Below are 24,288 nucleotides of genomic sequence, written 5' to 3'. Positions count from 1 at the left end.
CCCGGCGCGTGCTATGGAACCCGGCATGAAACACGCTCAAAGCCAGGCCCTCTTCGCCCGCGCGCAGGCGCGCATCCCGGGTGGGGTGAACTCTCCGGTGCGCGCCTTCCGTGGCGTGGGGGGTGACCCCGTCTTCTTCCGCGAGGGCGCCGGTGCGTGGCTCACCGACGTGGACGGCAACCGCTACGTGGACCTCGTGGGCAGCTGGGGCCCGCTCATCCTCGGGCACGCGTACCCGCCCATCATCGAGGCCATCCTGGAGGCCGCCCGGCGCGGCACCACCTTCGGCGCGCCCGTCGCGGCGGAGGTGGAGTTCGCGGAGCTGCTCTGCGCCACGGTGCCGTCGGTGGAGAAGGTGCGCCTGGTGTCCAGCGGCACGGAGGCCACGGTGGCCGCCATCCGCGTGGCGCGCGGCTTCACCGGCCGCGAGCACATCCTCAAGTTCGAGGGCTGCTTCCACGGCGCGGGCGACCCGTTCCTCGTGAAGGCGGGCAGCGGCGTGGAGACGCTGGGCCTGCCGGACTCGCCGGGCGTGCCGGCGGCGCTGGCGGCGCTGACGCTCACCGCGCCCTTCAACGACCTGGCCGCGGTGGAGCGCATCTTCGAGGAGAAGGGCAAGGACATCGCCTGCGTCATCATCGAGCCGGTGGTGGGCAACATGGGCGTGCTGGTGCCCCGGCCGGGCTACCTGGAGGGGTTGCAGGCGCTCTGCCAGAAGCACGGCGTGCTCTTCGTGCTGGACGAGGTGATGACGGGCTTCCGGCTGGCGCGCGGCGGGGCGCAGGAGCTGTACAAGCTCAAGCCGGACCTGACCACGATGGCGAAGGTGGTGGGCGGCGGCATGCCGCTGGGCGCGTACGGCGGCCGGCGCGACGTCATGGCGAAGGTGGCGCCCGAAGGGCCCGTGTACCAGTCCGGCACGCTGTCCGGGAACCCGGTGGCGGTGGCGGCGGGCATGGCGTGCCTGAAGGCGCTGGCGGCGCCGGGCACGTACGCGCGGCTGGAGCAGCTGGGGTTGTTGCTGGAGGAGGGCTTCCGCGCGGAGGCGAAGGCGGCGGGCGTGCCGGTGACGGTGAACCGCGTGGGCAGCATGCTCACGGTGTTCTTCACGGCGGAGCCGGTGTTCGACTACACGTCCGCGAAGAAGGCGGACACGGCGAAGTTCGGGCGCTTCTTCCACGCGATGCTGCAAGAAGGTGTGTACCTGCCGCCCAGCCAGTTCGAGGCGGCGTTCGTGTCGCTGGCCATCGGCGAGCCGGAGGTGGCGCACGTCCTCGCCGCGGCCCGCAAGGCGTTCCGCGCGCTTGGCGACGCCCGTTGAGCCAGAGCCCCTGAAGGGGCCGCTGCGCTTCGGTCCCTACACGCTCGTGCGCCGCATTGGCGCGGGCGGCATGGGAGAGGTCTTCCTCGCGCGCGAGGAGGGCGTGCGGCGCGCGGTGGTGGTGAAGAAGGTGCTGCCGGGGCTCTTGGAGAACCGGCAGTTCGTGGGGCGCTTCCGCGACGAGGCGCGCGTGGTGGTGCGGCTGGCGCACCCGAACATCGCGCGCGTGTACGCGATGGGCGAGGTGGACGGGCAGCTCTTCCTCGCCATGGAGTACGTACAGGGCAAGACGCTGAGCCGGCTGGCGTACCGGCTGCGGCAGCGCCAGCGGATGATGCCTTTGGGCGCGCTGCTCCAGATGGGGCAGCGGCTGTGCGAGGGCCTGGCGTACGCGCACGACGCGACGGACGAGGACGGACACCCGCTGCACCTGGTGCACCGCGACCTGTCGCCCGCGAACGTGTGCGTGAGCTACGCGGGCGAGGTGAAGATCATCGACTTCGGCGCGGCGCAGTCCACGCTGAAGGAGCAGCAGACGGCGCCGCGCGTGGTGATTGGGAACCTCACGTACATGGCGCCGGAACAGGCCCGCAAGCGCACGGTGGACCGGCGCGCGGACGTGTACGCGGCGGGCGTGGTGCTGTGGGAGCTGTTCGCGTGGAAGCCGCTGTCCCAGCGCGGGGACCCCCTGGAGCGCTGGCGGCGCGCGGCGTATCCGCAGTGGGAGCCGGCGGGGCGTCACCGGCCGGACCTGCCGCGCGCGGTGGACGCGTTCCTGGTGCGCGCGCTGGCGCCCGAACCGAACGACCGGTTCCCGACCGCGGCGGCGATGGCGGAGGCGCTGGCGGCGCTGAAGGAGAAGCTGACGCCGGGCGTGACGGACCAGGACCTGGTGCGGCTGATGTCGGCGGCCTTCCCGCGAGAGAAGGTCCACGAGCAGCAGCTGGTGGAGGAGCTGCTGCGCGAGCCGTCGGAGCGCGCGAGCACGCGGCAGGAGTTCCCGTCGGTGCTCGCCCCGCCCACCGCGCTGGTGGAGCGCGAAGCGGACGCGCTCCGGGCGCAGGAGGACATCGCGACGGAGGCGCTGGACGCGGTGAAGTTGCGCCAGGCGGCGGCCGAGGCGGAGGCGCGCAAGGACGTTGCCCCCCGGGAGCTGAAGCCCTGGGAGGAGCCCGGTGCGCGCAAGGCGCCTCCGGTGCGGCTGCACAACCAGGAAGTCACCAGGGACGCGTGGGTGCCGGGCACGGGCGCGGAGGAGTCCACCAACCCCGCCGCGCGACCACCGCCCGTGACGTGGGTGCCGGGCACGGGCGCGGAGGAGTCCACCGACCCCACCCGGCCCTCGCCCGTGGCGTCCATGCCGCGCATGGAGGAGTCCACTGACCCCACCCGGCCCTCGCCCGTGACGTCGACGCCGCGCACGGAGGAGCCCACAGACCCCGCTCGACCCTCGCCCGTGACGTGGACGCCGGGCTCCGGTGGGGAGGACGCGACCTCGCTGGGCGTGGATCCCAGGCGGCTCGCGGGCCTGGCGGACGAAGGGGCCCTCACGCCCGGCTCGGGCGAGAACGTGGACCCGGGGCGGACACCGGCTCTGGCCGCCGAAGCGACCCCCACGCCCGGCGCGGACTCGGGCCTGTCCCTCGCTCCGGGCGCTGAAGCCGCTCGCCTGGGAGGCGGGCCCGCCTGGACGCCGGGGTCGGGCGCGGACGAACCCACCCCCCGGGAGGTCGCCATGCCCCGGCCCTCCGGCCCGGGCGCCGAGGACACCACCGACCCGGGCGAAGGCCCCCGGGCGGACGGAGGGGGCCTGCCGGGCACCCAGCCCGCGGAGGGGCAACTTCTCCAGGCGGATTGGAATCCGGGCCCGGAAGCGGAAGACTCCGGTTCACAACCTCGCGCTGTTCATCGAGAAGGGGCCCCCCCCGCCCCGGAGGACTCACCCATGCAGAACCGGCCCTCGCGTCCGGGTTGGACCCCCGGCGTCGGCAGTGAGGACTCCACGACGAACGAGCGGCCCATGCGCAAGAGCGAGGACACCGAGCCCTCCTCGCGCGCTCCCGCCAAGGGCACCGCGAGCTCCGGTTGGACGCCGGGCTCTGGCGAGGAGGAGGCCACCGAAGGCGCCGGCCCGTCCCCGCTGGCCCTGGGCCCCGACGAAGACGCGGACGCGGACGACGAACACACGGCCGTCGACAAGCCGAAGCGCCCCCGCGCGAACGCGTCCCCGGAGCGGCGCGCCCCCACGGGCCGCACGTCCGTGGGCGCCGCCCCGCCGGTTCGCGCCGCCCCGCCGGTGGTGGAGGACTTCCCGGACGCCACCCGCCCCCTGTCCCAGGAGGAGCTCCCCGTGCCCTGGACGCCCGGCGGCGCGGGCGAAGCCACCGAGGCCCTGGAGGCCGCGAAAATCTTCGGTGCCCTGTCACGCACGACGGGCAACCTGCCCGCGTACCTGTCGGAGCAGTCCGCCCCCTACGTCGCTCCCAAGGAGGCCCCCCGCCGCGCGGCCCCCGTCGTGGACGAGCGGCCCAACGACACCCGCCCGATCCCGGTGCGCACCAAGACGCGCGAAACGCTCGTGGGCTACGACATGGACATCTCCGCCGCGCTCAAGGTCGCGGAGGAGCTGAAGGCGCGTGAGCGCGAGCTGGCGGAGGCGAAGCGCAAGGGCGGGAAGAAGCCCGCCAAGGTCGTCCACTTCCAGCTCCCCCGCCTGCCGTGGCCGCTGCCCTCGCGCTACCGCTTCTGGGCCATGCTCGCGGTGGTGGTCGTCGTGGCGCTCGTCCTGGGCTTCGGCGTCATGTGGCTCTTCGTGGGCTCCTCCGGCGGCGAGTGAGCCGCCGCCTCAGTCCGCGGAGGGCAGCCGGTACTGCACGCCCAGCGACACGGTGGCCGTGCTGAGCCAGTTGCTCGTGTAGCCGTCGCCGAACTCCTCCTCGTTGTCGTCCGACGTGCCGCGCGCGCCGCCGCCCAGGTAGCGCAGGTTGAGGAACACCTCCACCTGGTCGGTGAGCCGCACGCCGCCGCGCAGGCTCGCGTCCAGCAGCGCCCCCACCGTGTCGGAGTCGTCATCGCCGTTGATGAGGGCCACCGGCGCGTAGCTGCCGTCCGCCTCCACCCCCACCCACCAGTTCTCGCTGAGCGCCCACCGGCCGCGCACCTTGAGCAGCGGCACCGGCCCCACGTCCCGGTTGGCCCGCCGCAGCGTCCCGTCCGCCGACGTGAAGACGAACGTGGCGTTGCGCAGTTGCAGGGACGCGCCCACCGACAGCTCCCGCGCGGGGCCGCCCAGCAGGTCATACAGGTAGCTGGCCCGGTAGAACGGGAACGCGTAGCGCACGTCCAGCGGCGTGCCCTCCGGGAACGTGAGCCCGTCCAGCCGGATGTCCCGCCGCAGCACCACCTGCGTCTGGATGTCCAACGGCTGCACCAGGAAGATGAGCGTGTGCCGCCCGCGCAGGGCCAGCTCCGCGCTCAGGCGCACGAAGGTGTAGAGGTTGTCCTGCCCTCCGTCCTCCGGGAACCGGAAGGAGGTCCCGTCGCGGCCCTGGATGAGGCTGTGTGACAGCACGTCCAGGAAGCCCAGCTCCGCCACCGCGCGCAGCTCCACGCGAGGCTCCTCCTTCCGGGCCTTGAATGGAACGTCGACGGGCAGTGCCTCCGCGCGCGCCACGCCCATGAAGCCGAACAAGCACGCCACGACCCCTGCCACGACATGACCCCGGTGCATCATCCGCCTCCCTGGAAGGTGCGGCCCCTGCGTACCGGTGGTGGGCAGGGAGCGCCCGGCGAAAACGCGCCCGGGGTGGCGACTGTTCACTGCACGCGCAAGGGTGTGTCAGCCGCCCGTCAGCGGCAGCACCGGGAGCACGGGCGGCTCCAGCGGGAGGAAGAGCCGGAAGACGGTGCCCCCCGTCTCCGGCACGTCCAGCCCCAGCTGTCCCAGGTGAGAATCCACGATGCGCTTCACCACGGCGAGCCCCAGGCCGGTGCCCTGCGCCTTGGTGGTGAAGAAGGGCTCGAAGACGCGCGCGCGCAGCTCCAGCGGGATGCCCGGCCCGGTGTCGCTGATCTCCACCTGCACGCCGGGCCGGTCCAGCCACGCCCGCCGGGCCACCACCCGCAGCGTGCCGCCCTGGGGCATGGCCTGCACCGCGTTGAGGGCCAGGTTGAGGAAGGCCTGGCGGATGAGCCGCTCGTCCACCGTCACCGACGGCACGCCCTCCTCCATCATCCACTCCACGTTCACCGGCGGCGGCGTCTGGCCGCCCGCGTCCGACAGCGCGCCGCCCACCGCCTCCTCCAGCAGCTGCGTCACGGACACGGGATACAGGTGCGGCGACGGGGGGCGCGCGAAGGTGAGCAGGTCCGCGACGATGCGGTTGAGCCGGTCCGCCTCCTCCCCCACGATGTCCACCAGCGGCGCCGCCGGGCTCTCCGCGCCGATGATGCGGCGGATGGTGGCCACCGAATTGAAGATGGCGCCCAGGGGGTTGCGCACCTCGTGGGCCACGACGGCGGACAGCTCGCCCAGCGCGGCCAGCCGCTCGCGGTGCACCAACTGCTCCTGCGCGCGCGCCAGCTCCGCGTAGCTCTTCTTCAGGTCCTCCACCAGCCGCGCCCCCTCCAGCGCCAGCGACAGCTGGTTGGCGATGGCGTCCGCCCGCTCCAGCTCCGAGGGCGTGAAGCGGCGAGGCCGGCGCGTCTCCACCATCACCGCCACGCCCACCATCTGCGCGTGCACGGCGAGCGGCAGCACCATGTACGCCACGCCGTCCGTGGCCCGGCGCAGCTCGTCGTCCATCCGCACGTCCACGCGCGCGTCCTCCACCCGCAGCGGCTGGCGCGTGCGGAACACCTCGCCGGCCAGCGAGTGCGGGGACAAATCCAGCGGCAGGTCCCGGCCCACCAGCTCCGGGTGCCCGCCCGTCGCCGCGCGGATGGCCAGCCGCTCCCCCTTCGCGTCCGGCAGGAGCACGTAGGCGTCCGGCACGTCCACGATGCGCGCCAGGCTGGTGACGCCCGTGGCCAGCAGCCGGTCCAACTCCAGCGTGGCCGCCAGCGCCTTGCCCACCTCGTGCATCAGCGCCAGGTCCTCCGCCCGCCCGCGCACCTCGTCCAGCAGCCGGTGGGATTCAATGGCCGCCGCGAAGTGTGTGCCCATGCCCTGGAGCGTCTCCAGCTCCAGCGGGGTGAGCCGCCGCCGCGCGTGGAACAGCACGCTCAGCGTGCCCACGCCGCGCGAGCGCACCCGCAGCGGCACCGACACCAGCGTCTGGAAGGCCAGGGCGCGCAGCGCGTCGCGCGTGGGCGCGGGGCAGGCCTCCGCGTCCAGCACCTGCACCCCGTCGCTCATGCCGGTGGGGCGGGGCAGCGACCCCAGGCGCGCGCGGCGCACCCGGGCCACCGCGTCCTCGGACAGGCCGCGCGCGTACACCAGCTCCAGCGGCTCGCCCGGCTCGTGGCGCGAGTCCGCCGGCAGCAGCAGGCACACCGCGTCGCAGGACAGCAGCCCGGCGATCTCCTCCGTGCCGGAGCCGAAGAAGGCGCGCGGGTGCGGCGCGGACGCCGCCTGGGACGCCAGCCGCCCCAGCGCGGAGAGCGCCGTGGCGCGCACGCTCAGCCGCTGGATGGTGCGCGCCGCGTCCAGCGCGGACGACACCTGCTGTCCGAACAGCCGCACCGCGGCCACGTCCTCCTCGCTCAGCCACTCCGCCGCCAGCAGCAGCATGGCCAGGGGCGCGTTCTCCACGTCGATGCGCACCCCCACCGCGCGGTGCGGCTCCGCGCGCTGGAACACCGTCAGCACCGTGTCCATGCGCGCCTCCGGCACGAACCGCGACGCCTCCACGCCCAGGTCCTCCACCCACGCGCTCCCGTCGCGCCAGGTGCGCACCAGCGCCGGGGCCCAGCCGCCCATCGTCTCCACCGGCACCCGGCCGCCCAGCGCGGGCGCGTGCGGCACCAGCCGGGGCGCGAGCCCCGCCACCGACAGCTCCACCCCCACGCCCCGGGGCGTCAACCACGCGAACCCCAGCTCCAGCGCCTCCAGCCCGCGGAACACCTCCTCGCGCACCGCCTCCTCGGAATGCAGCGCGCGCACCTGCCCGCCCAGCTCCGCCAACTTTCTCAGCACCGTGCGTCGGCGCACCCGGGACGTCACATCCCGCGCCTGCACCACCCAATCCCTGGCATGCGAATGCACCGTCAATTCCACGCGCATCCCGCCGCCCGCGGTCCTGAGCCAGGCCTCGTAGGTGCCCGCCACCGGCGCCGAGCCCAGCCGCCGCGCCAGCCGATCCACCGGGGTGTCCGCCTGGGGCTCCTCCAGCAGCGCCGTCACCGGCTGCCCCACCAGCTCTTCACGGGGCGCGCCCACGAGCCGCGCCAGCGCGGCGTTCGCGTGCACGAGCACGCCGTCCCGGAGCACGAACACGCCCAGGGGCATGTCGTCGAGGAGGCGGTACTCCGCCTCTGGCTCCTCCGGGACCGTCCCCACCCGACGGTTCGTACGCTCAGTGCTTCTCACCCGGGCCACGTTGGCACCCCTGGACCCCCGGGTGAAGCCACCCCCCCGTCGCACCGCCCACCAGCGCACACCCGGCGCACGACGCGCCACGGCAATCCCCGCGTTTCTTCCCATACGCCAGACGTCATATTCGCGCCCCGCGGCCGGCAAACCCAGAGTCTGTGTGACATTGACAGTGCGTGCGAAGGTATCTAGATACATTCATCAACACGCGGCTCGGGTCTGGCTCCAGGGTCTTCCTGGGAGCACCCGGCGGTTCGCGGTCCTGAAGGGGGATGTCTTGAGCCTGCCCCGCACGACTTCCGGTGTCATCGTCCAGCAGCAGGACGGAGCCTTCTTCCTCATGGACACCGAGGGCGGAGAGGTCTTCCGCGTGAACGAGACGGCCGCCCGCATCTTCGAGCTGTGCCGGGGCGGCACGTCGCTGGAGGACGCCGTGCAGACCCTCGCCCGGGGGCTGGAGGCGCAGGGCCAGGAGGCCGCCATCCTCGCGGACGTCCAGCGCACCGTGGCGCAGTTCCAGGAGCTGGGGCTGTGCGAGCCCTCGCCCGCCGTCCGCTGAGTTCCTGAAGCCTCCCCCCGCATCCCGGGGCGCCGCGGGTCCTCCTGCTTCCGCGCGGCGCGCAAAGGCATCACACCGTTCGAGGAGCCCCCTCCTGGGGAGGGTCGGCAGCGCCATGCCCTGGCTCCGGGTTTCGCGTGCGTCCTGACGTCGGGACGTCCGCGAAAGCCAGTCGTGAGACCTGTGTTTCACGGCTGGGTGGAGCGAGATGAAGACGACAGGGAATGTCAGACCCCCTGTTCATGCTTCACCGCGCTTCACGGCAGTGGTTGTCCCGCAGCAAATCCAACCAAGGAGAAACACCATGTACACCCAGGCCCAGATCGTCCGCGTCGCCGCGTCGTCCGACAAGTGCACCTGCTCCAACGGCATGGTGGTGCTGTCGAACAACGTGGCGGAGTAGTTCCGCTCCGTCCGTTGCATCCCGCAGTACCCAACCTGAACCAGGAGAATCCCAACATGTACACCCAGGCCCAGATCGTCCGCGTCGCCGCGTCGTCCGACAAGTGCACCTGCTCCAACGGCATGAGCGTGGTCATCCGCGCGGAGTAGTCGCGCCGCTCCGCCCGCCATCACCCGTCGTCTGGAGAAACACCATGGACCTCAAGGCCAGGCTCGTCCGCTGTATCGCTTCGTCCGGCAGGTGCATGTGTTGTGGGGGCATTGCCCCTGAGACGGGCGCCGTCCGGCGGGCGGCGTAGTGCCATCACGGCCGGGTGGAGGCCGTGCGCCTCCACCCGGCTGTCTTTTCAATCCCTGACGCCCGCCCATGTCGCCAGATTCGCTCCAGTTGTTGCTCTTCACCCAGGCGGACGTCGGCGGATGCGCGCTCTTTCGCGTCGTGCCCGTGGAGCTCCGCGTGGGTCCCGGCCAGGGATGCGTGTGGTTGGACGCGTCGCGAGGTTCGGTCTTCACGCCTGTCTGGCAGCGGCACGTCCAGCACCTCGCGGCGCTGGGCAGGGCGCGCTACGCGCTGCCGTGGGAGCAGACCGACCTGCACGTCCGCGCGCGCGGCGGGAGCGTGACGCTGGATGGCCGGAGCGCGTCGTTGCCGTTGTTCGTCGCCTGGGTGGCGCTCCTGAGCGGCCGCCCGCTGCCGTCGCCCTTCCTGGGCACGGGGGTGGCGCTGGAGGAGCACGGTGAGCGGCTCGCGCCCGCGCCGCGCGAGTTCCTCCAGGGAAAGCTGGGCGTGGCCCAGTCCTACGTGAAGCAGGTGTTTCCCCAGGCGGGGAGGGTGGCCGTGTACGTGCCGGAGGACAGCGGTTTCGACGCGCATGCCCTGACGGCGCTGGACGTGCGGCCGGTGCCCACGCTCACGCGGGCGGTGTCGGCGGTGCTGGGGTTGGAGCCGCGCGCGGACGCGGCGGCCGTCACGAAGCCGGAGGCGCCATGATCCGCCAGGGCGTGCAGGCCCTCCGGGAGATGTATGGGTTGACGAAGGGGCTGGGCAACCTGCGGGTGATGCTCGGCTCGGGGCTGGTGGGCATGGTGGCCGCGGGCCTGCTCAACCCGGTGATGCCGTTGTACCTGCGCTCGCGCGGGCTGGATTTCCAGCAGATCGGCCTGCTCTACACGGTGGGCTCGCTGCTGCCCATCTTCGCGCAGCCGGTGCTGGGCGCCCTGTCGGACCGCCATGGCCGCAAGCCCTTCGTGGTGGGGCTGTCGCTGCTCACGTCGCTGATGGTGCCGGCGGTGGCGCTGGTGGACGACCCGACGCCGCTCGCGGCGGTGATGATCTTGAAGATGCTCCTGGCGCGCAGCGCGGCGCCCGTGTCCAACGCGATGGTGGCGGACTTCGCGCCCACGAAGCAGCGCGCCACCATCTTCGCGATGCTGGATGCCACCTCGAACCTGGTGTTCGTGGCGGCGCTGTTCGCCTCCTCGGCGGTCATCCGCGCGCTGTCGGTGAGCGGCACCTTCTTCCTCGCGGGCGCCCTGTTCCTGGTGGGCAGCCTGCTGCTGCTGTCGCTGGACGACTCCCAGCCCGCGCCGCGCGCAGGGGCCGGGGCGGGCGGGGTGCGGACGGGCTGGGCGCTGGCGCTCCAGGGGCTCGTGTCCCCCTTCACCTACGTGAAGGACCACCCGCGCCTTTCGGGCCTGTTCCTCTGGCAGTTCTTCTTCACCTTCGCGCTGGCGCTGTTTCCCACGTACCTGCCGCTGTACGCGGTGGAGCTGGGCGCGCCCGGGGAGCTGGTGGGGCCGCTGGTGGCGGTGTCCTGGCTCGTGTTCGCCTTCGTGCAGCCCTTTGGCGGCCGGCTGTCGGACCGGATGCCCCGGCGCGTGGGCCTCATCACGCCGGGCCTGGCGGGCATGGCGGTGATGGCGGCGGTGCTCGGCGCCTCCGGGTGGCTGCCGCGCGGATACGCGCTGGGCGCGCTGGTGGCGTCGTGGGTGCTGCTCGCGGTGCCGGATGGCCTGCACCGAGGCTCCGCGGCGGCGCTGGTGGTGGAGCAGGTGCCGTCGCCCGCGGAGCGCGGCCGCTTCATGGGGGCGCTGGGCTCCAGCGCGGCGCTGGCGGGCGTGCTCGCGCCCCTCACCTACGGCCTCGTCGCGCAGAAGGCCGGCCTCGGCTTCACGTTCCTCGTCTCCTCGGCGGCCCTCGTGCTGGCCCTCGGCTGTGTGTCGAGGGTCCGCGAGTCCCCGGAACTTCCCCCTGTCGCGGCGCCGGTGGCCGCGCTCAACCCCAACTCGGAGCCCGGATGAGCCCCTTACGAAACGTGTGTCGCTGGGGCGCCGCGCTGTGTGTCGCGCTGGTGCCCGCCCTGGGCTTCGCCGATTCGACCTACAAGGTCACGGCGACGCCAACGAAGGAAGCCATCACCATCGACGGCAAGGGGGACGAGCCGGCGTGGCAGACGGCGCCGGAGATTGGCAACTGGTTCCTCACGCGCGTGGACTACGGCCGCCCCGCGCCGGACGACACCAAGGTCCGCATCCTCTACGACAGCGACAACCTCTACTTCCTCTTCCACTGCCTGGACTCCAAGCCGGAGCGCATCACCGGCTACACCATGCAGAACGAGGGGTTCCTCCACCAGGAGGACAACATCACCGTCATCCTGGACACGTACCTGGACCACCGCAACGCGTACTTCTTCTGGACCAACCCGCTGGGCGTGCGCACCGACGGGCGCATCGTGGATGACGGCGAGGCGTTCTCCACCAACTGGCGCGGCGAGTGGGAGACGAAGTCCACGGTGGTGTCGGACGGGTGGATCGCGGAGGTGCGCATCCCGTTCGCGAACTTCCAGTTCGAGAAGAAGGACGAGCTGACGTTCGGCATGCTCCTGGACCGCGAGCAGTCGCGCAACCAGGAGTGGAGCAACTGGACGCCGGACGGCGTGAACAGCGCGAAGGTGAGCCGCTACCCGCACCTGAGCGGGCTCAAGGACATCAACCCGCGCTCCATCTTCAGCGTCACCCCGTACGTGGCCACCACGGTGGCGCTCAAGTCCACCGACGGCCGCGGCGTGTTCCGGCCCAACGTGGGCGCGGACGCGCGCTTCGACCCCACCCCCTGGCTGTCCATGAAGCTGACGGCCAACCCGGACTTCAGCGACGCCGAAGCGGACCAGAGCTTCCTGCTGCTGGACACCGACCAGCCGCTGCTGCCGGAGCGCCGCCAGTTCTTCCTGGAGAGCGAGCACCTCTTCATCGCGCCCATCAACATCTTCACCTCGCGCCGCATCGCGCTCAGGCCGCATGACCGGGTGTGGGGCGGGTTGCAGCTCACCGGCAAGATTGGCGACACGAACTTCGCGATGATGGACATCCAGCACCGCGACTTCACCGGCAAGGACGCGAACGGCCGGGAGGTCTACGAGAACGTCAACTCCGGCGTGCTGCGCCTCCAGCACGACATCGGCAAGCGGTCGATGATTTCGCTGGTGGCGCTCAACCGCAGCGGCCGGGGCGGCATCTTCGGGGACTCCGACTTCCAGACGGTGGGCGTGGACGGCAACTTCCACCTCTTCGAGGAGTTCTTCATCCAGGCGCAGGCGCTCAAGAGCTGGAGCCCGCTGGGCAACGACGACTCGGACGCGTACCACGTGGGCCTGCACCGCTTCGACACGCTGTCGGAGTTCTGGTTGCAGTTCGAGGACATCGGGAAGAACTACGCGAACCCGCTGGGCTGGACGCCCGTCGTCGACAAGCAGGGCTACAACTCGCGCCTGTTCCTGAACCCGTTCCCCAAGTGGCGCTTCCTGCCCCGGCTGGACGTGACGTGGGACACGCTGTGGCGCCGCAATCACGAACACCAGCGCACGCGCTGGCGCCAGCGGCTCAACGTCCAGCCGTACCTGCACCACGACTTCGCGCTCATCTTCGACGGCGTCTATGACGACAACCTGGGGTTCCGAGACCGCTTCGGCACGTTCGGCTTCACGCTGTTCCCGCACGACTGGCAGAACTACACGCTGACGGCCATTGGCGGCCGGTTCCTGGGCGGCCAGATTCGCGGCCTCAACGGCGCGGTCAACATGAAGCTGGGGCGACACTTCGTCGCCAAGCTCAGCGGCTTCTACACACGCAACTTCGACGTGCCGGAGAACAGCGACCTCTTCGGCACCTCCGGTGACGGCTACAGCTTCTCCGGCTACGCGCAGCTGCGCTACCACTTCAGCCCGGACCTCTACGCGCGTCTGACATTGCAGAAGGGCGTGGTGTACGAGCTGGCGGACTACAACTCCGTGAACGGCGTGTTCGTGGACGCGATGGTGGGTTGGCACTACCGCCAATGGAGCGACATCTTCCTCGTCTACACGGACCAACCCTTCGGCGGCTCCCAGGAGCGGCGGATCCTCTCCAAGATCTCCTTCAACTACTGAAAGAAGGCACACCCACCATGAGCACCGCCGACGCCGCCAGCCTCAAGCGCCGCTACGACGAGGTGTCCCCGAAGTACGACCAGGGGGGCCCCAGCCAGATGGCCATCAAGCTGTTCTGGCTCACCTACGAGCACCTCACCTGGAAGCCGGTGGAGGCGCTGCTGCCCCGGGACGGCACGGCCTGGCGCGTGCTGGACGCGGGCGGCGGCGGGGGCAAGTTCGGCACCCGCTTCGCGGAGGCGGGCCACCACGTCACCGTGTTGGACATCTCCCCGGGCATGCTGGAGGGGGCCCGCGCGCAGTTCACCGCGAAGGGCCTGCTGGACCGGGTGGCCTTCATGGAGGGGGACGTGGCGAAGCTGGACCTGCCGGATGCCGCGTTCGACCTGGTCTTCTGTGAAGGCGATCCGGTGTCCTACTGCCTGGATGCGTATCCGCGCGCGGTGAAGGAGCTGGTGCGCGTGGCGAAGCCGGGCGCGCCGGTGGTGCTGGGCGTGGACAACCGCTACGAGGCGTTCTCCGGCTCCTTGAAGCTGGGCCGGCCGGAGGAGGCGTTCCGCACGCTCCAGGATGGCAGGACGACGTGTCCCTACGGCCTGCCGGTGCACGCCTTCACGGTGCGCGAGCTGGAGCAGGCGGTGGCGGACGCGGGCGCGGAGCTGCTGGAGATCTTCGGCAAGCCGGTGATGTTCTTCGACATGCTCAACGCCATGGCCGCCGCTCGCGGCGGCGCCTCCGGGCAGCCGTGGGACGCGTGGGCCGCGCGCGAGGAGATACTGGCGATGCAGGAGAAGCTGGCGCACGAGGGCTTCGCCGTCCTGGGCCAGCACTTCCAGGTGATGGCCCGGCGGCGGGCCTGAGGCGAAGGAGCGCGCACCGTGGGCCTTCCCTTCCTTGGCGTGGGGCTCAGCTACCGCTGGGACCTCAACCCGCATCTGGCGCGTGGCAACCCCGGCGTGGACTGGCTGGAGGTGACACCGGAGCACTTCCTGCCGCTCACGCCGGACGCGGAGCGGCGGCTGGACCTGCTCGCGAAGCGCTATCCCCTGGTGGGCCACAGCCTGGAGCTGTCGGTGGGCTCGGACGGCGTGGACGCGCCCGGCTACCGCGAGGGCTTGCGGCGTATCACCCAGCGGACGGGCAGCGTGTGGCACGGGGACCATCTGTGTTTCACGCGCGTGGGGGACCTGGCCCTGCGCGCGCTCACGCCGGTGCCGCTGACGGACGAGGCGGTGGCCACCTGCGTGCGCAACGTGCGCGCGGCCCAGGCGGACCTGGGCGTGCCCTTCGTGGTGGAGAACATCGCGTATCTCTTCCACACGCCGCTCAACACGCTGGATGAGGCGGACTTCCTGCGCCGCGTGGTGGAGGGCGCTGACTGCGGGTTGTTGTTGGATTTGCACAACCTGTATTGCAACGCGGCCAACCACGGGTTCGACCCGTATGCCTTCCTGGACCGTCTGCCATTGGAGCGGGTGGTGCAGATCCACCTGGCGGGCGGCATGACGGCGGAGGGGCTGCGATTGGACAGCCACTCGGAGACGTCGCCCGAGGAGGTGTGGCGGCTGTTGGAGTACGTGGCGCCGCGCTGTCCGGTGCGGGGCGTGAACTTCGAGATGGACAGCGGCTTTCCACCCTTCGCGCGGCTGGTGGAGGAGCTCGCGCGCGCGCGCGCCATCCTCCAGCGCTGCGGCGCGAGCGCGGCCTGAAGGGACGGGGACACGGCCATGGGTTATCCACAGACGCTGGAGGTGCTGGCGCGGCTGCACGTGGATCCGCGCTTCCGCGAGGCGTGGACGCGGGATGCGCCACGGACGCTGGCGCCGCTGGCGCTGACGCCGGGGGAGCGGGAGGCGCTCGGCCGCGTGGACCGCGCGGTGGTGGACCGCGCCGGACGGATGATGGACTACCACCGCGCCGAGCGCGTGCGCGAACAGCTCCCGTGGGTGGATGAGGCGAAGCGGCCGGACCTGGCGCCGCTGCGCCTGCGCTTCCTCCAGGACGTACCGCCAGAGGTGCTCAACCGCGAGGAGGCCATCGCCTGGTGCCGCTTCCTGGAGCTGGAGTCAGATGCTCCCGGCCCACGCCTGCCGGCTTACGTCCCGCAGGTGGCCCGCTGTGAACGGCTGCGCATCGCGCTGGCGTGGGGGCTGCTGCCCATGCCCCCGGTGGGGCCCCTCGTAGAATCCTTCGACTTCCCGGTGCTGGGGCTCCTCGCCGCGCTGGAGGCGCCGGGCTGGCCCCCGGTGGAGGCCCGCCCCACGCGCGTGGAGTACCTCAAGGTGCCGGGCCTGCCCGCGGTGATGGTGCGCGAGCTGCCCGCCCCTTGAGGTGGCTCACCGCCGCCGGCCGCTGGCTCAGTGGTTGCGGCTCCCGTTGCGGCGGGTGGACGGCTTGTCGGCGGGCGCACCCTTCTCCTCCCGGTGGTGGTGCACCTTCTCGTAGGTGCCCATGAGCTGGGCCTCGCCCACGATGTGGCCGTCCATGGCCTCGCGCAGCTCCGCGCGGGAGGGCCGGCCCAGGTCCGGCAGCACCGTGTCCAGGGCGTACAGCCGGAAGAAGTACCGGTGGCTGCCAATGGGCGGCATGGGGCCACCGTAGTCCTGCCGCTGGAAGTCGTTCATCCCCAGCTTCACCCCGGGCGGCAGCACGTCCAGCGTGGCCCCGTCCGGCAGGCTCTGGGCGTTGGGGGGCAGGTTGTAGAGGACCCAGTGGCAGAAGGTGCGCTGCGGGTGGGCCGGGTCCGGCGCGTCCGGGTCCTCCACGATGAGCGCCAGGCTCTTGGCCCCCGGGGGGAGGTTCTCCCAGTGCAGGGGGGGCGCCTTGTCCTCGCCCTCGCCGGTGTAGGCGATGGGGATGGGCATCCCGTCCTTGAACTGGGGCGAGGTGAGCTCGAGCGGCTTCGGCATGGGTGGCTCCTGGAGGCGGAAGGCGTCCTCCGGCAAGCTGGCGACGCCCACCCCCGGCGCGTAGAGGCGGCGGGTGGGCCGCCCGCCCGTCCGTCACCCCCGTGCGACGACCGTTGCTGATCCACCGGACGCTCCCTTCGCCCGCCTGCCGCCGCGCCCCTTCCTCCAGAGGAGAAACCCCCGCTCCGTCCAGGACCGTGATAGCTGCGCTTGCGGGTGCGGCAATCCCTGCTGCCAGCGCCACCCCCCGGGTCAGCGGAGTGGTTGCACGCGCCGCGCATTCGGTGCTAAGCGGCGCCCGCGCGGGTATGGGCGGGGTCGGGGTTGGTGAAGAGAAACCCAAGACTTTCCCAGGGTTTGGTGAGGCGTCCGCATGGCAGACCAGGAGCCACGGGAGCGGGCGGACGCGCCGGGCAGTGAGCTGGGCGAGACGGCCCGGCAGATGCGCGCGGCGGAGCCGTACATCTCCGCGGTCTGGAAGCTGGTGGGCGGGGCGGTGGTGGGGGTCCTGGGAGGGTACTTCCTGGACAAGTGGCTGGGGACGTCCCCCTGGCTGCTCCTGGGCCTGTCCCTGGTGGGGATTGGCGTGGGGTTCTACGGCTTCCTCCACGCGATGGCGCGGCTGGGGAAGCGCAAGTGACGGGGCGGGACGGGCGGCAGGGGAAGGACCCCTTCTGGGCGCACGCGGGGCTGGCGGCGGCGGCCATGGGCGTGGGCGCGGTGGTGGCGGCGGCGCTGCCGAAGGTGGCGGAGGACCGGGTGGCGGCGCTCCTGGGCGTCGGGATGTCGGCGGTGGTGGGGGTGCTCGCGCTGTTCCTGAAGCGGCGGGCGCTGGCGCAGGCGGACCTCAAGGCCGCGCTGAAGGTGGTCGGAGTGGTGTTCGCGCTGAGAGGCGTGGCGGTGGGGCTGGGGTTGGCGTGGGTGGTGTCCCGGAATTTGAGCGCGATCGCGTTCGTGGGCGGCTTCTTCGGCGTCTACTTCGCGCTGCAGTGGATTGAAGTCAGCTACGTGATGGCCGCGTCGAAAGACCCGGCGGGCGGAGACGAGTGATGCGCAAGGCAATGGTGCTGTTCGCCTGTCTGTTCGCGGGTTCCGTGTGGGCCTCCGGTCCGGCCGGCGTCGCGAACGAGGGCAAGGACGCCGAGGGCGAGGACGTCGCCGGCTACATCCTCCATCACGTGTCCGACTCGAACGAGTACGAGTTCGAGATCCCGCTGAGCCACAACCACATCGTCGTCCACCTGCCGCGCATCTTCATCCCCCTGAACGAGGGCGCCTGCACGCCGGTGGCGGACCCGAGCGGCCACGGCGAGGTGTACCCGGGCCTGGGCGCCGGCTGCGTGGACCTCTCCATCACCAAGCACACGGTGATGATGTGGCTGGCGGCGCTCATCCTCATCGGCTCGCTGATGGTGTGGAGCAACCGCGACAAGACGAAGCTGGTTCCGCGCGGCACGGCGGCGAACCTCTTCGAGATGCTGGTCCTCTTCGTGCGCGACGAGCTGGCCATCAAGAACATCGGCAAGGAGGAGGGCCCCCGGTACGTGCCCTACCTGCTGACCGCGTTCTTCTTCATCCTCTTCATGAACCTGCTGGGCCTGTTCCCCTGGATGGCGTCCGCCACGGGCAACATCGCGGTCACCTGCGGCCTGGCGCTGTGCACCTTCGTCGTCACCCAGATCGCGGGCATCCGCGCGGCGGGCATCGGTGGCTACCTGAAGCACCTGACGGGCGGCGTGGCCCCCTGGCTGTGGCCCATCATGATTCCGGTGGAGTTCCTGGGCCTGTTCACCAAGCCCTTCGCCCTCACCATCCGACTCTTCGCCAACATGCTGGCGGGCCACATCGTCATCTTCTTCCTGCTGGGCCTCATCTTCATGCTCCGTCACCCCGCGGTGGCGCTGGTGAGCGTGCCGTTCGCCTTCGGCATCTACCTGCTGGAGCTGTTCGTGGCCTTCGTGCAGGCGTACGTGTTCACCATGCTGTCCGCGCTCTTCATCGGCATGAGCGTGGCCATGGGCCACCACCACGACGACCACGGCCACGCGGAAGGTGGCGCCAGCCACGACCACGGCAAGGCGCACCACATTTGAGCCGGGGAAGCTTCCCGGCCTGACTGGACGGGGCGCCTGAAGCACCGCGCGCCCCGGTTGAAGACCCGGCGGTTCGAAAGGCCGTCGGAGGTAGTCCTAAAGGGATTTCACGACCCCCCCACAAGCGGGTCCTGCCTCACCCGAAAGTACGTGCTCCCATGACCAACATCGCTCTTGCCTTCCTCGCCGCCGGTATCGGCGCGGGTCTCTCCATCATCGGCGCCGCGCTCGGCATCGGTAAGCTGGCGGCCGCCGCCATGGACGCCACGGGCCGTCAGCCGGCCGCGGGCGGCGACATCCGCACCACCATGATCATCGCCGCGGCGCTCATCGAAGGCGCGACGCTGTTCGCGCTGGTCGTCTGCATCCTGCTCGCCATCAAGGTCTGAGCCGGTTGGCAACACCTGGGAGCCGGCGTCCTCTTCGTTGAAGGAGGGGCGCCGGCCTTCCGGCAAAGCAGTCGCCGTGCCCGTGTCACCCGCAGTCTCCCGCACCACTTTTTCGCCGTCTGAATCCGGGACCCGCCATGTTCCTGCCCTCTGTTCTCGCCGCCAGCAGCTTCGTGGAGGTCCGTCCGGGCCTCATCTTCTGGACCATCGTCACCTTCGTCCTCGTCATGCTGGTGCTGCGCGCGAAGGCGTGGGGCCCCATCCTGTCGCTCGTGGAGGAGCGCGAGAAGCAGATCTCCAACGCCATCGAGAGCGCGAAGCGTGAGCGCGCCGAGGCGGAGAAGCTGCTGGCCGACCAGAAGACGGCCATCGCGGAGGCCCGTCGCGAGGCGGCGGAGATGATGCGCCGCAACACCGCGGACATGGAGAAGTTCCGCGACGAGCTGATGGCCAAGAGCCGCAAGGAGGCGGAGGAGCTGAAGCTGAGCGCCCGCCGCGAAATCGACGACCAGAAGGCCAAGGCCATCGCGGAAGTGCGCGCCATGGCGGTGGACCTGGCCATGGACGTGGCCACCAAGCTCATGAACGAGCGCATGGACGACGCCAAGCACCGCGCGCTGGCCGAGCAGTTCGTTCAGGGCCTGCCGGGTGCGACGAGCGCCACGGCGACCCGTCGTTCGGCGTAAGGCCGGGAAGTCCCAAGCCGCGCCCGTCTGTTCCAGGAATCCATCATGGCTCTCTCCATCGGCATCGTCGGTCTGCCCAACGTGGGCAAGTCCACCCTGTTCAACGCCGTGTCCTCCGCGGCGAGCGCGCAGGCCGCGAACTACCCGTTCTGCACGATTGAGCCGAACGTGGGCGTGGTGCCGGTGCCGGACGACCGCCTGGACCAGCTGACGGCGCTCATCAAGCCGCTGAAGAAGATCCCCACGTCGCTGGAGCTCGTGGACATCGCGGGCCTGGTGCGTGGCGCTTCCAAGGGTGAAGGCCTGGGCAACCAGTTCCTGGCGAACATCCGCCAGGTGGACGCGGTGCTCCACGTGCTGCGCTGCTTCGAGGACGACAACGTCACCCACGTCGAGGGCGGCGTGGATCCGGTGCGGGACCGGGACGTGGTCGACACGGAGCTGTGCCTCAAGGACCTGGAGACGGTGGAGAAGCGCCGTGACCGCTCGCTGAAGAACACCAAGCTGGGCGGCAAGGCGGCCGAAGAGGCCAAGGCCGAGGTGGCGGTGTTGGAGCGGGTGATGGCGGCCCTGGACAACGGCGTCACGGTGCGCGCGCAGAAGCTGAGCGAGGAGGACCACGCGCCCCTCCAGGACCTGTTCCTGCTGACGGACAAGCCCGTGCTGTACGTGGCGAACATCAGCGAAGGGCAGATTGGCAAGGAAGACAGCGACCCGCGCGTGAAGGCGGTGCGCGACATGGCCGCCAAGGAAGGCGCGGGCGTGGTGGTGCTGGCGGCGGCGCTGGAGTCGGAGATCCAGCAGCTCCCCGAGTCCGACCGCGCTGGCTTCCTGGAGAGCAACGGCCTGACGGAGCCCGGCCTGCACAAGGTGGTGCGCGAGGGCTACAAGCTGCTGGGCCTGTGGACGTACTTCACGGTGGGCGAGCAGGAGTGCCGCGCGTGGACCATCCACAAGGGCTTCAAGGCGCCGCAGGCGGCGGGTGTCATCCACTCGGACTTCGAGCGCGGCTTCATCAAGGCGGAGGTCATGCGCTGGGAGGACCTGGTGAAGCTGGGCAGCGAGGCGGCGGTGAAGGAGAAGGGCCTGCTGCGCGTGGAAGGCAAGGAGTACGCCGTGCAGGACGGTGACTGTATGCACTTCCGCTTCAACGTCTGACGCGCGAGTCCTCGGCTTCGCTGTGACGCGCGGGCGCCACCTTCCACTTCGGAAGGGGCGCCCGTTTCGTTTTCAGCGCGGGCCGCTCAGCAGGGTGAAGACCCAGAGCGCCACGGCGAGCAGGGCCAGCACGGTGGAGATGACGGCGGAGCGCTTCGCGCGGCCCGTGGGGTCCGGGTTGTTCTTCGCGTAGCGCCACACACCGCCCACCCGCAGCACGAGGAAGAGGGCGAGGAGCACGGGGCCCACGACCTGCCAGCCCTCGGGGCGTTTGAGGACGACGATCCACGCGGCGATGAAGGCGACGTTGCCGAGCAACAACACGGCGGGATAGGGCAGGGAAGGGCGGCGTTCGCTCACGGGCGGCAGTGTGCGCATCCCGGGCCCGGGCTCCAACCGAAACCTGTGGGGCGTGCACGGCAGGCGACACCGGCGTGCCGGCGCCTACTTCGCGGCGGGCGACTGCGAAGGCTCCACGTAGCGCGCGCGGGGACGGAGCAGGTGGCCCTGTTCGCGCTGCTCCAGGATGTGCGCCACCCAGCCCGCGGTGCGGCCCAGGCCGAACAGCAGGGTGCCCGCGCCCGGCGGCAGGCCCAGGGCGTCCGCCAGCATCACCAGGCCGAAGTCCATCGCCGGAGGGGGATGGCCGGCGTCGCGCATGGTGTCCATCACGGCGCGGGCCACCTTCACGCGGAGGGGCTCGGGCCTCACGCTCAACGCGGCCTCCACCAGCGGCGGCGTGCGCGGGTCCCCTTGGGGGTAGAGGCGATGGCCGAAGCCCGTCACGGCTTCACCCCGGCGCAGGCGGCCGTGCACCACCTGGGCGGCGCGCTCGGGCCGGCCCACCTCCGTGAGCAGGGCCTCCACGCGGTCGCAGGAGCCGCCGTGCTTGTGGCCGGAGACGGCCGCCAGCGCCGCGCTCAGGCTCGCGTACAGGTCCGCTCCCGAGGAGGCCGTCACCCTCGCGGCGAAGGTGGAGGTGTTCAGCTCGTGGTCCGCGCAGAGGATCAACGCGCGGTTGAGCAGCTCTGGCGCGCGCTTCACCTTCGAATCCCAGGCGGTGGCCAGCGACGCGGCCACCGTGTCTTCCTTCAAGGCCCGGGACACACGCCCCGGAGCCTGCGTCACGCAGACCCAGGCGCCCATCTGGCGGATGATGCGGCGGGCCCGCGCCTGCTCCTGCTCCACGGGCGCTGCGAAGCGGCCCTCGTCGCTCGCGGCCAGCAGGGGCACCAGCGCGGCCAGCGCCGACAACGGCGGTGTGTCCCGGGGCAGCAGCGCGGCCAGTGCGGAGGGCGTCAGCGGCGGGGCCCCTCGTGGCTTCGGGCCGGAGCCCCTTCGCGTTCCTTGCGACGGGTCCGAGCGCTCAAAGGCAGACAGCGCTGACGCTCCCCGGGTCAGACCCCCCTCCGAGAAGGGCCACGGCGTGGACACGGACGGCAGGTGCCCTGTCCACAGCAGCTCCGCCACGTCCTCGAAGAGGTGCCCTCCGGTGGCCAGGGCCACGGCGTCGTGCCCCCGGTACTGGAGCCCCCGCTCGTCGATCCTCGACACCGAGGAGTCGATGACCGGCTCGCCCCAGCGCAGCGCTCCTGACGCCACCGCCGCGTGTCCGGCCCTGGCGTCATGGCGTGTCTTCAGGCGCTCCAGGTCCGCGCGCAGGTAGCGGTTCTCCTTCGTGCCCTTCTCCGGCACGCACCGCACGAGCCCCCGGCTCACGTACGTGTAGAGCGTCGCCCGCTTCACACCCAGGAGGGCCGCCGCCTCCTCCGCGCGCAGCAGCTCCTCCTCAGGTGGATGGTCGAATCGAGATTGAGAACGACCCCCGCTGCGACGCACCATGGTTCTCGTGCCTCCCTGATGTGGAGTCTCGACTCGACTGGACATCCTGTCGAGTCGAACCCGTCTGGCGCGAGGCCTTCAGCGGGGAGCGACCATGGCCGTGGACTTTGGACGCACGTCGTCGGACTACGCGAAATACCGGGCGGGATTCCCGGACGCCTTCTTCAACCGGTTGGAACAGGACGGCGTGCTGCGGTCCGGGCTGCGCGCGCTGGACCTGGGCACGGGCACGGGCACCATCGCCCGGGGGCTCGCCCGGCGTGGCATGGACGTCACCGCGCTGGATGTGTCCGCGCCGCAGTTGGACGCCGCCCGGCGGCTCGCGCGCGACGATGGCCTCACGGTGGACTTCCGTGTCGCCAGCGCGGAGGAGACGGGCCTGCCGTCGGGGTCCTTCGACCGCGTGTTCGCTGGCCAGTGCTGGCATTGGTTCAACCGGCCCGTCGCCGCGCGCGAGGTGCTCCGGCTGTTGCGGCCCGGCGGGCGGTTGATCATCGCCTGCTTCGACTGGCTGTCCCTGCCCGGCAACGTGGTGGAGGCCACCGAGGCCCTGATGGAAGGCTTCAGCCCTCGGGACAACCTGGACATCGACCGCTTCGGCCATGGCGTGGGGGTCTATCCGGAGTGGTTCCGCGACGTGGCCCTCGCGGGCTTCCAGTCGGTGACGTCCTTCACCTTCGACTCCCCCACGCCGTACACCCACGAAGCGTGGCGCGGACGCATCCGCGCCAACGCCCGCATTGGCGCCCTGCTCCCGTCCGAGGAGGTGGCCCGCTTCGATGCCGCGCTGGGCGCGCTCCTCGCGGAGCGCTTCCCCGTGGAGCCGCTGTCCGTTCCCCACCGTGTGTTCGCGCTCGTCGCCGAGCGCCCCTGAGCAACCTGGAGGCCCGCCATGTCCCCATCGCATCCCCACGTCGTCCACACCGAAGACGTCCCCTGGACCGAGGTCGCCCACGGCACCCGCGTGGCGCTCAAGCGCAAGCAATTGGGCGCCGCCGCGCACGGGCGCAAGCTCGGGTGCAGCCTCGTGGAGCTGCCTCCGGGCCGCCGCTCGTGGCCCGCGCACTACCACCTGGCCAACGAGGAGGCCGTCTACGTGCTGGCCGGCACGGGCTCGCTGCGCATCGGTTCGGACGTCGTGCCCCTGCGCGCGGGGGACTATGTCGCGCTGCCCCCCGGCGCGGAGTGCGCGCACCAGCTCCTCAACGACGGGGCGGAGCCGCTGCGCTACCTGTGCTTCTCCACCATGGAGGAGCCGGACGTGCTCGTGTACCCGGACTCGAAGAAGGTGGGCGTCATGGCGGGCGCCGCGCCCGGCGGTGACAAGGCCGCGCGCACGCTGCTGGCCTATCTGCCGCTGGCCGCGTCGGTGGATTACTGGGACGGCGAGGAGCCCTGATAGGCTTCGCGCCCCATGGCCTCCCTGCTGGATGCGCTCGACCGCGAGCGGCTGCTCAAGGACCCCGCCGCCGCTGCCGGGCTGCTGCCCCAGGGTGAGCCCCCCCATGTGTCGCTGCTGCGCCTGTGCGAGGCGGGGCTGCTCGTGGGCGGACTCACCGTGGGGTACGGCGTCCGGCCGGACGAGCTGATGGGCCCGCTCACCGCGGCCATGGGGGGCGCGGCCCGGCGGCTGAAGGTCGTGGACGTGCGCGAGCGCCCCGCGCTGGAGCTGCACGTCGCGGCCGGGGACGTCACGGAGCGGTGGGAGGTGGAGGACGTGGCCGCGCTCGTGCACAACCTCAACGACCTGTACCGCGACGCTGCCGACGTGCGCGCGGTCGCCGTGCTGGGCGAATGGGAGGACTCCCTCCAACTGCTGTGCGTGGAGCGCCGCGCCCTGGGCCGGCTCCTGCGGCAGCCCTTCTTCGCGCCCGTCAACGCCCGCGCGCTCGCGGACCTGGTGCCCCGGGGCTGAAGGCGGGATGGGTGGGCCACGCTCGACCCCGGCGGCCCGCTGGGGCACCATGGGG

At 71.4% G+C, this 24,288-nt stretch carries 23 protein-coding genes; 18 read left to right on the top strand and 5 right to left on the bottom strand.

The features are described 5' to 3' along the window. Positions 1 to 25: 25 nt before the first annotated feature. Together hemL and OV207_RS15370 are read left to right on the top strand one after the other, a co-directional pair. Positions 26 to 1,321 carry a glutamate-1-semialdehyde 2,1-aminomutase gene (hemL, locus tag OV207_RS15375; protein ID WP_267555976.1) on the top strand — a complete coding sequence of 432 codons (1,296 nt, stop codon included), beginning with the start codon at positions 26 to 28 and terminating at the stop codon, positions 1,319 to 1,321. After that, positions 1,305 to 4,157 (top strand): protein kinase domain-containing protein, encoded by a 2,853-nt coding sequence (locus OV207_RS15370; protein WP_267555975.1) that lies wholly within the window; start codon positions 1,305 to 1,307, stop codon positions 4,155 to 4,157. The genes hemL and OV207_RS15370 overlap by 17 nt, the downstream gene beginning before the upstream one ends. Positions 4,158 to 4,166: 9 nt before the next feature. Here OV207_RS15370 and OV207_RS15365 read toward each other — a convergent pair whose 3' ends face one another. Continuing rightward, positions 4,167 to 5,021 carry an outer membrane protein gene (locus tag OV207_RS15365; RefSeq protein WP_267555974.1) on the bottom strand — a complete coding sequence of 285 codons (855 nt, stop codon included), beginning with the start codon at positions 5,019 to 5,021 and terminating at the stop codon, positions 4,167 to 4,169. 138 nt (positions 5,022 to 5,159) lie between these two features. Continuing rightward, positions 5,160 to 7,820, bottom strand: coding sequence for an ATP-binding protein (locus OV207_RS15360; RefSeq protein WP_267555973.1), 2,661 nt, complete (start codon positions 7,818 to 7,820; stop codon positions 5,160 to 5,162). A 310-nt stretch (positions 7,821 to 8,130) separates the two neighbouring features. Here OV207_RS15360 and OV207_RS15355 point away from each other — a divergent pair, with 310 nt between their 5' ends. The 7 genes from OV207_RS15355 (at position 8,131) to OV207_RS15325 (ending at position 15,571) form a co-directional block, all read left to right on the top strand. Then, the gene (locus OV207_RS15355) at positions 8,131 to 8,412 is read left to right on the top strand and encodes a PqqD family protein (protein ID WP_267555972.1); all 282 of its coding nucleotides are present in this window, start codon (positions 8,131 to 8,133) and stop codon (positions 8,410 to 8,412) included. A 769-nt stretch (positions 8,413 to 9,181) separates the two neighbouring features. Further along, positions 9,182 to 9,805 carry a hypothetical protein gene (locus OV207_RS15350; protein WP_267555971.1) on the top strand — a complete coding sequence of 208 codons (624 nt, stop codon included), beginning with the start codon at positions 9,182 to 9,184 and terminating at the stop codon, positions 9,803 to 9,805. Beyond that, positions 9,802 to 11,115, top strand: a complete 1,314-nt coding sequence (locus OV207_RS15345) for an MFS transporter (RefSeq protein ID WP_267555970.1) — start codon at positions 9,802 to 9,804, stop codon at positions 11,113 to 11,115. Before OV207_RS15350 ends, OV207_RS15345 begins: the two co-directional genes overlap by 4 nt. Next, a complete protein-coding gene (locus OV207_RS15340; RefSeq protein ID WP_267555969.1) occupies positions 11,112 to 13,241 on the top strand; it encodes a carbohydrate binding family 9 domain-containing protein in 2,130 nt (709 codons plus the stop codon). Before OV207_RS15345 ends, OV207_RS15340 begins: the two co-directional genes overlap by 4 nt. A gap of 17 nt (positions 13,242 to 13,258) precedes the next feature. Continuing rightward, positions 13,259 to 14,101: a class I SAM-dependent methyltransferase gene (locus OV207_RS15335; protein WP_267555968.1), complete on the top strand. Its 843-nt coding sequence runs from the start codon at positions 13,259 to 13,261 to the stop codon at positions 14,099 to 14,101. 18 nt (positions 14,102 to 14,119) lie between these two features. After that, positions 14,120 to 14,950 (top strand): DUF692 domain-containing protein, encoded by an 831-nt coding sequence (locus OV207_RS15330; RefSeq protein WP_193349748.1) that lies wholly within the window; start codon positions 14,120 to 14,122, stop codon positions 14,948 to 14,950. Between the two features lie 18 nt (positions 14,951 to 14,968). Continuing rightward, positions 14,969 to 15,571, top strand: coding sequence for a hypothetical protein (locus tag OV207_RS15325; protein WP_267555967.1), 603 nt, complete (start codon positions 14,969 to 14,971; stop codon positions 15,569 to 15,571). A gap of 27 nt (positions 15,572 to 15,598) precedes the next feature. On the opposite strand, the gene OV207_RS15320 is transcribed toward OV207_RS15325, so the two are convergent. Further along, complete coding sequence (locus OV207_RS15320; RefSeq protein ID WP_193349746.1) at positions 15,599 to 16,150, bottom strand: YbhB/YbcL family Raf kinase inhibitor-like protein; 552 nt, start codon at positions 16,148 to 16,150, stop codon at positions 15,599 to 15,601. A 373-nt stretch (positions 16,151 to 16,523) separates the two neighbouring features. On the opposite strand from OV207_RS15320, the gene OV207_RS15315 reads away from it, so the two are divergent. The 6 genes from OV207_RS15315 to ychF all read left to right on the top strand — a co-directional run bounded on the left by OV207_RS15315 (position 16,524) and on the right by ychF (position 20,476). Further along, the gene (locus OV207_RS15315; RefSeq protein WP_193349745.1) at positions 16,524 to 16,790 is read left to right on the top strand and encodes an AtpZ/AtpI family protein; all 267 of its coding nucleotides are present in this window, start codon (positions 16,524 to 16,526) and stop codon (positions 16,788 to 16,790) included. Further along, positions 16,787 to 17,200 (top strand): hypothetical protein, encoded by a 414-nt coding sequence (locus tag OV207_RS15310; protein WP_193349744.1) that lies wholly within the window; start codon positions 16,787 to 16,789, stop codon positions 17,198 to 17,200. Before OV207_RS15315 ends, OV207_RS15310 begins: the two co-directional genes overlap by 4 nt. Next, positions 17,200 to 18,243, top strand: a complete 1,044-nt coding sequence (gene atpB, locus OV207_RS15305; RefSeq protein WP_267555966.1) for a F0F1 ATP synthase subunit A — start codon at positions 17,200 to 17,202, stop codon at positions 18,241 to 18,243. Before OV207_RS15310 ends, atpB begins: the two co-directional genes overlap by 1 nt. A 158-nt stretch (positions 18,244 to 18,401) precedes the next feature. Then, positions 18,402 to 18,632 carry an ATP synthase F0 subunit C gene (locus OV207_RS15300; protein WP_014400382.1) on the top strand — a complete coding sequence of 77 codons (231 nt, stop codon included), beginning with the start codon at positions 18,402 to 18,404 and terminating at the stop codon, positions 18,630 to 18,632. 137 nt (positions 18,633 to 18,769) lie between these two features. Further along, positions 18,770 to 19,318 (top strand): F0F1 ATP synthase subunit B, encoded by a 549-nt coding sequence (atpF, locus tag OV207_RS15295; RefSeq protein ID WP_193349742.1) that lies wholly within the window; start codon positions 18,770 to 18,772, stop codon positions 19,316 to 19,318. 45 nt (positions 19,319 to 19,363) lie between these two features. After that, positions 19,364 to 20,476: a redox-regulated ATPase YchF gene (gene ychF / locus OV207_RS15290; RefSeq protein WP_267555965.1), complete on the top strand. Its 1,113-nt coding sequence runs from the start codon at positions 19,364 to 19,366 to the stop codon at positions 20,474 to 20,476. A 72-nt stretch (positions 20,477 to 20,548) separates the two neighbouring features. On the opposite strand, the gene OV207_RS15285 is transcribed toward ychF, so the two are convergent. Both OV207_RS15285 and OV207_RS15280 read right to left on the bottom strand, forming a co-directional pair. Beyond that, entirely contained in the window at positions 20,549 to 20,854 is a 306-nt protein-coding gene (locus tag OV207_RS15285; RefSeq protein WP_267555964.1) for a hypothetical protein, read from the bottom strand. Positions 20,855 to 20,920: 66 nt separating this feature from the next. Then, positions 20,921 to 22,318, bottom strand: coding sequence for a citrate synthase (locus tag OV207_RS15280; RefSeq protein WP_267555963.1), 1,398 nt, complete (start codon positions 22,316 to 22,318; stop codon positions 20,921 to 20,923). Positions 22,319 to 22,412: 94 nt separating this feature from the next. Between OV207_RS15280 and OV207_RS15275 the strand changes: the two genes are divergently transcribed. From OV207_RS15275 to OV207_RS15265, 3 genes are read left to right on the top strand one after another with little or no spacing between them, the layout of a single operon-like run. Further along, positions 22,413 to 23,192: a class I SAM-dependent methyltransferase gene (locus OV207_RS15275; protein ID WP_267555962.1), complete on the top strand. Its 780-nt coding sequence runs from the start codon at positions 22,413 to 22,415 to the stop codon at positions 23,190 to 23,192. Positions 23,193 to 23,210: 18 nt separating this feature from the next. Next, positions 23,211 to 23,717, top strand: a complete 507-nt coding sequence (locus tag OV207_RS15270) for a cupin domain-containing protein (protein ID WP_267555961.1) — start codon at positions 23,211 to 23,213, stop codon at positions 23,715 to 23,717. A gap of 15 nt (positions 23,718 to 23,732) precedes the next feature. Next, the gene (locus OV207_RS15265; RefSeq protein WP_267555960.1) at positions 23,733 to 24,233 is read left to right on the top strand and encodes a hypothetical protein; all 501 of its coding nucleotides are present in this window, start codon (positions 23,733 to 23,735) and stop codon (positions 24,231 to 24,233) included. The last annotated feature ends 55 nt before the right edge of the window (positions 24,234 to 24,288 follow it).

Origin of the sequence: Corallococcus sp. BB11-1, assembly GCF_026626625.1 — a bacterium.
In the GTDB taxonomy this organism is placed as follows: domain Bacteria; phylum Myxococcota; class Myxococcia; order Myxococcales; family Myxococcaceae; genus Corallococcus; species Corallococcus soli.
This window is presented reverse-complemented; position numbering and strand designations above follow the sequence as displayed.

Excerpts from the sequence above, each read along its gene's own strand:
- hemL (WP_267555976.1), top strand. The coding sequence starts at position 26 with ATGAAACACGCTCAAAGCCAGGCCCTCTTCGCCCGCGCGCAGGCGCGC.
- OV207_RS15350 (WP_267555971.1), top strand. The coding sequence starts at position 9,182 with ATGTCGCCAGATTCGCTCCAGTTGTTGCTCTTCACCCAGGCGGACGTC.
- OV207_RS15345 (WP_267555970.1), top strand. The coding sequence starts at position 9,802 with ATGATCCGCCAGGGCGTGCAGGCCCTCCGGGAGATGTATGGGTTGACG.
- OV207_RS15340 (WP_267555969.1), top strand. The coding sequence starts at position 11,112 with ATGAGCCCCTTACGAAACGTGTGTCGCTGGGGCGCCGCGCTGTGTGTC.
- OV207_RS15335 (WP_267555968.1), top strand. The coding sequence starts at position 13,259 with ATGAGCACCGCCGACGCCGCCAGCCTCAAGCGCCGCTACGACGAGGTG.
- OV207_RS15325 (WP_267555967.1), top strand. The coding sequence starts at position 14,969 with ATGGGTTATCCACAGACGCTGGAGGTGCTGGCGCGGCTGCACGTGGAT.
- OV207_RS15320 (WP_193349746.1), bottom strand. The coding sequence starts at position 16,150 with ATGCCGAAGCCGCTCGAGCTCACCTCGCCCCAGTTCAAGGACGGGATG.
- OV207_RS15315 (WP_193349745.1), top strand. The coding sequence starts at position 16,524 with ATGGCAGACCAGGAGCCACGGGAGCGGGCGGACGCGCCGGGCAGTGAG.
- atpB (WP_267555966.1), top strand. The coding sequence starts at position 17,200 with ATGCGCAAGGCAATGGTGCTGTTCGCCTGTCTGTTCGCGGGTTCCGTG.
- OV207_RS15300 (WP_014400382.1), top strand. The coding sequence starts at position 18,402 with ATGACCAACATCGCTCTTGCCTTCCTCGCCGCCGGTATCGGCGCGGGT.
- atpF (WP_193349742.1), top strand. The coding sequence starts at position 18,770 with ATGTTCCTGCCCTCTGTTCTCGCCGCCAGCAGCTTCGTGGAGGTCCGT.
- ychF (WP_267555965.1), top strand. The coding sequence starts at position 19,364 with ATGGCTCTCTCCATCGGCATCGTCGGTCTGCCCAACGTGGGCAAGTCC.
- OV207_RS15285 (WP_267555964.1), bottom strand. The coding sequence starts at position 20,854 with ATGCGCACACTGCCGCCCGTGAGCGAACGCCGCCCTTCCCTGCCCTAT.
- OV207_RS15280 (WP_267555963.1), bottom strand. The coding sequence starts at position 22,318 with ATGGTGCGTCGCAGCGGGGGTCGTTCTCAATCTCGATTCGACCATCCA.
- OV207_RS15275 (WP_267555962.1), top strand. The coding sequence starts at position 22,413 with ATGGCCGTGGACTTTGGACGCACGTCGTCGGACTACGCGAAATACCGG.
- OV207_RS15270 (WP_267555961.1), top strand. The coding sequence starts at position 23,211 with ATGTCCCCATCGCATCCCCACGTCGTCCACACCGAAGACGTCCCCTGG.
- OV207_RS15265 (WP_267555960.1), top strand. The coding sequence starts at position 23,733 with ATGGCCTCCCTGCTGGATGCGCTCGACCGCGAGCGGCTGCTCAAGGAC.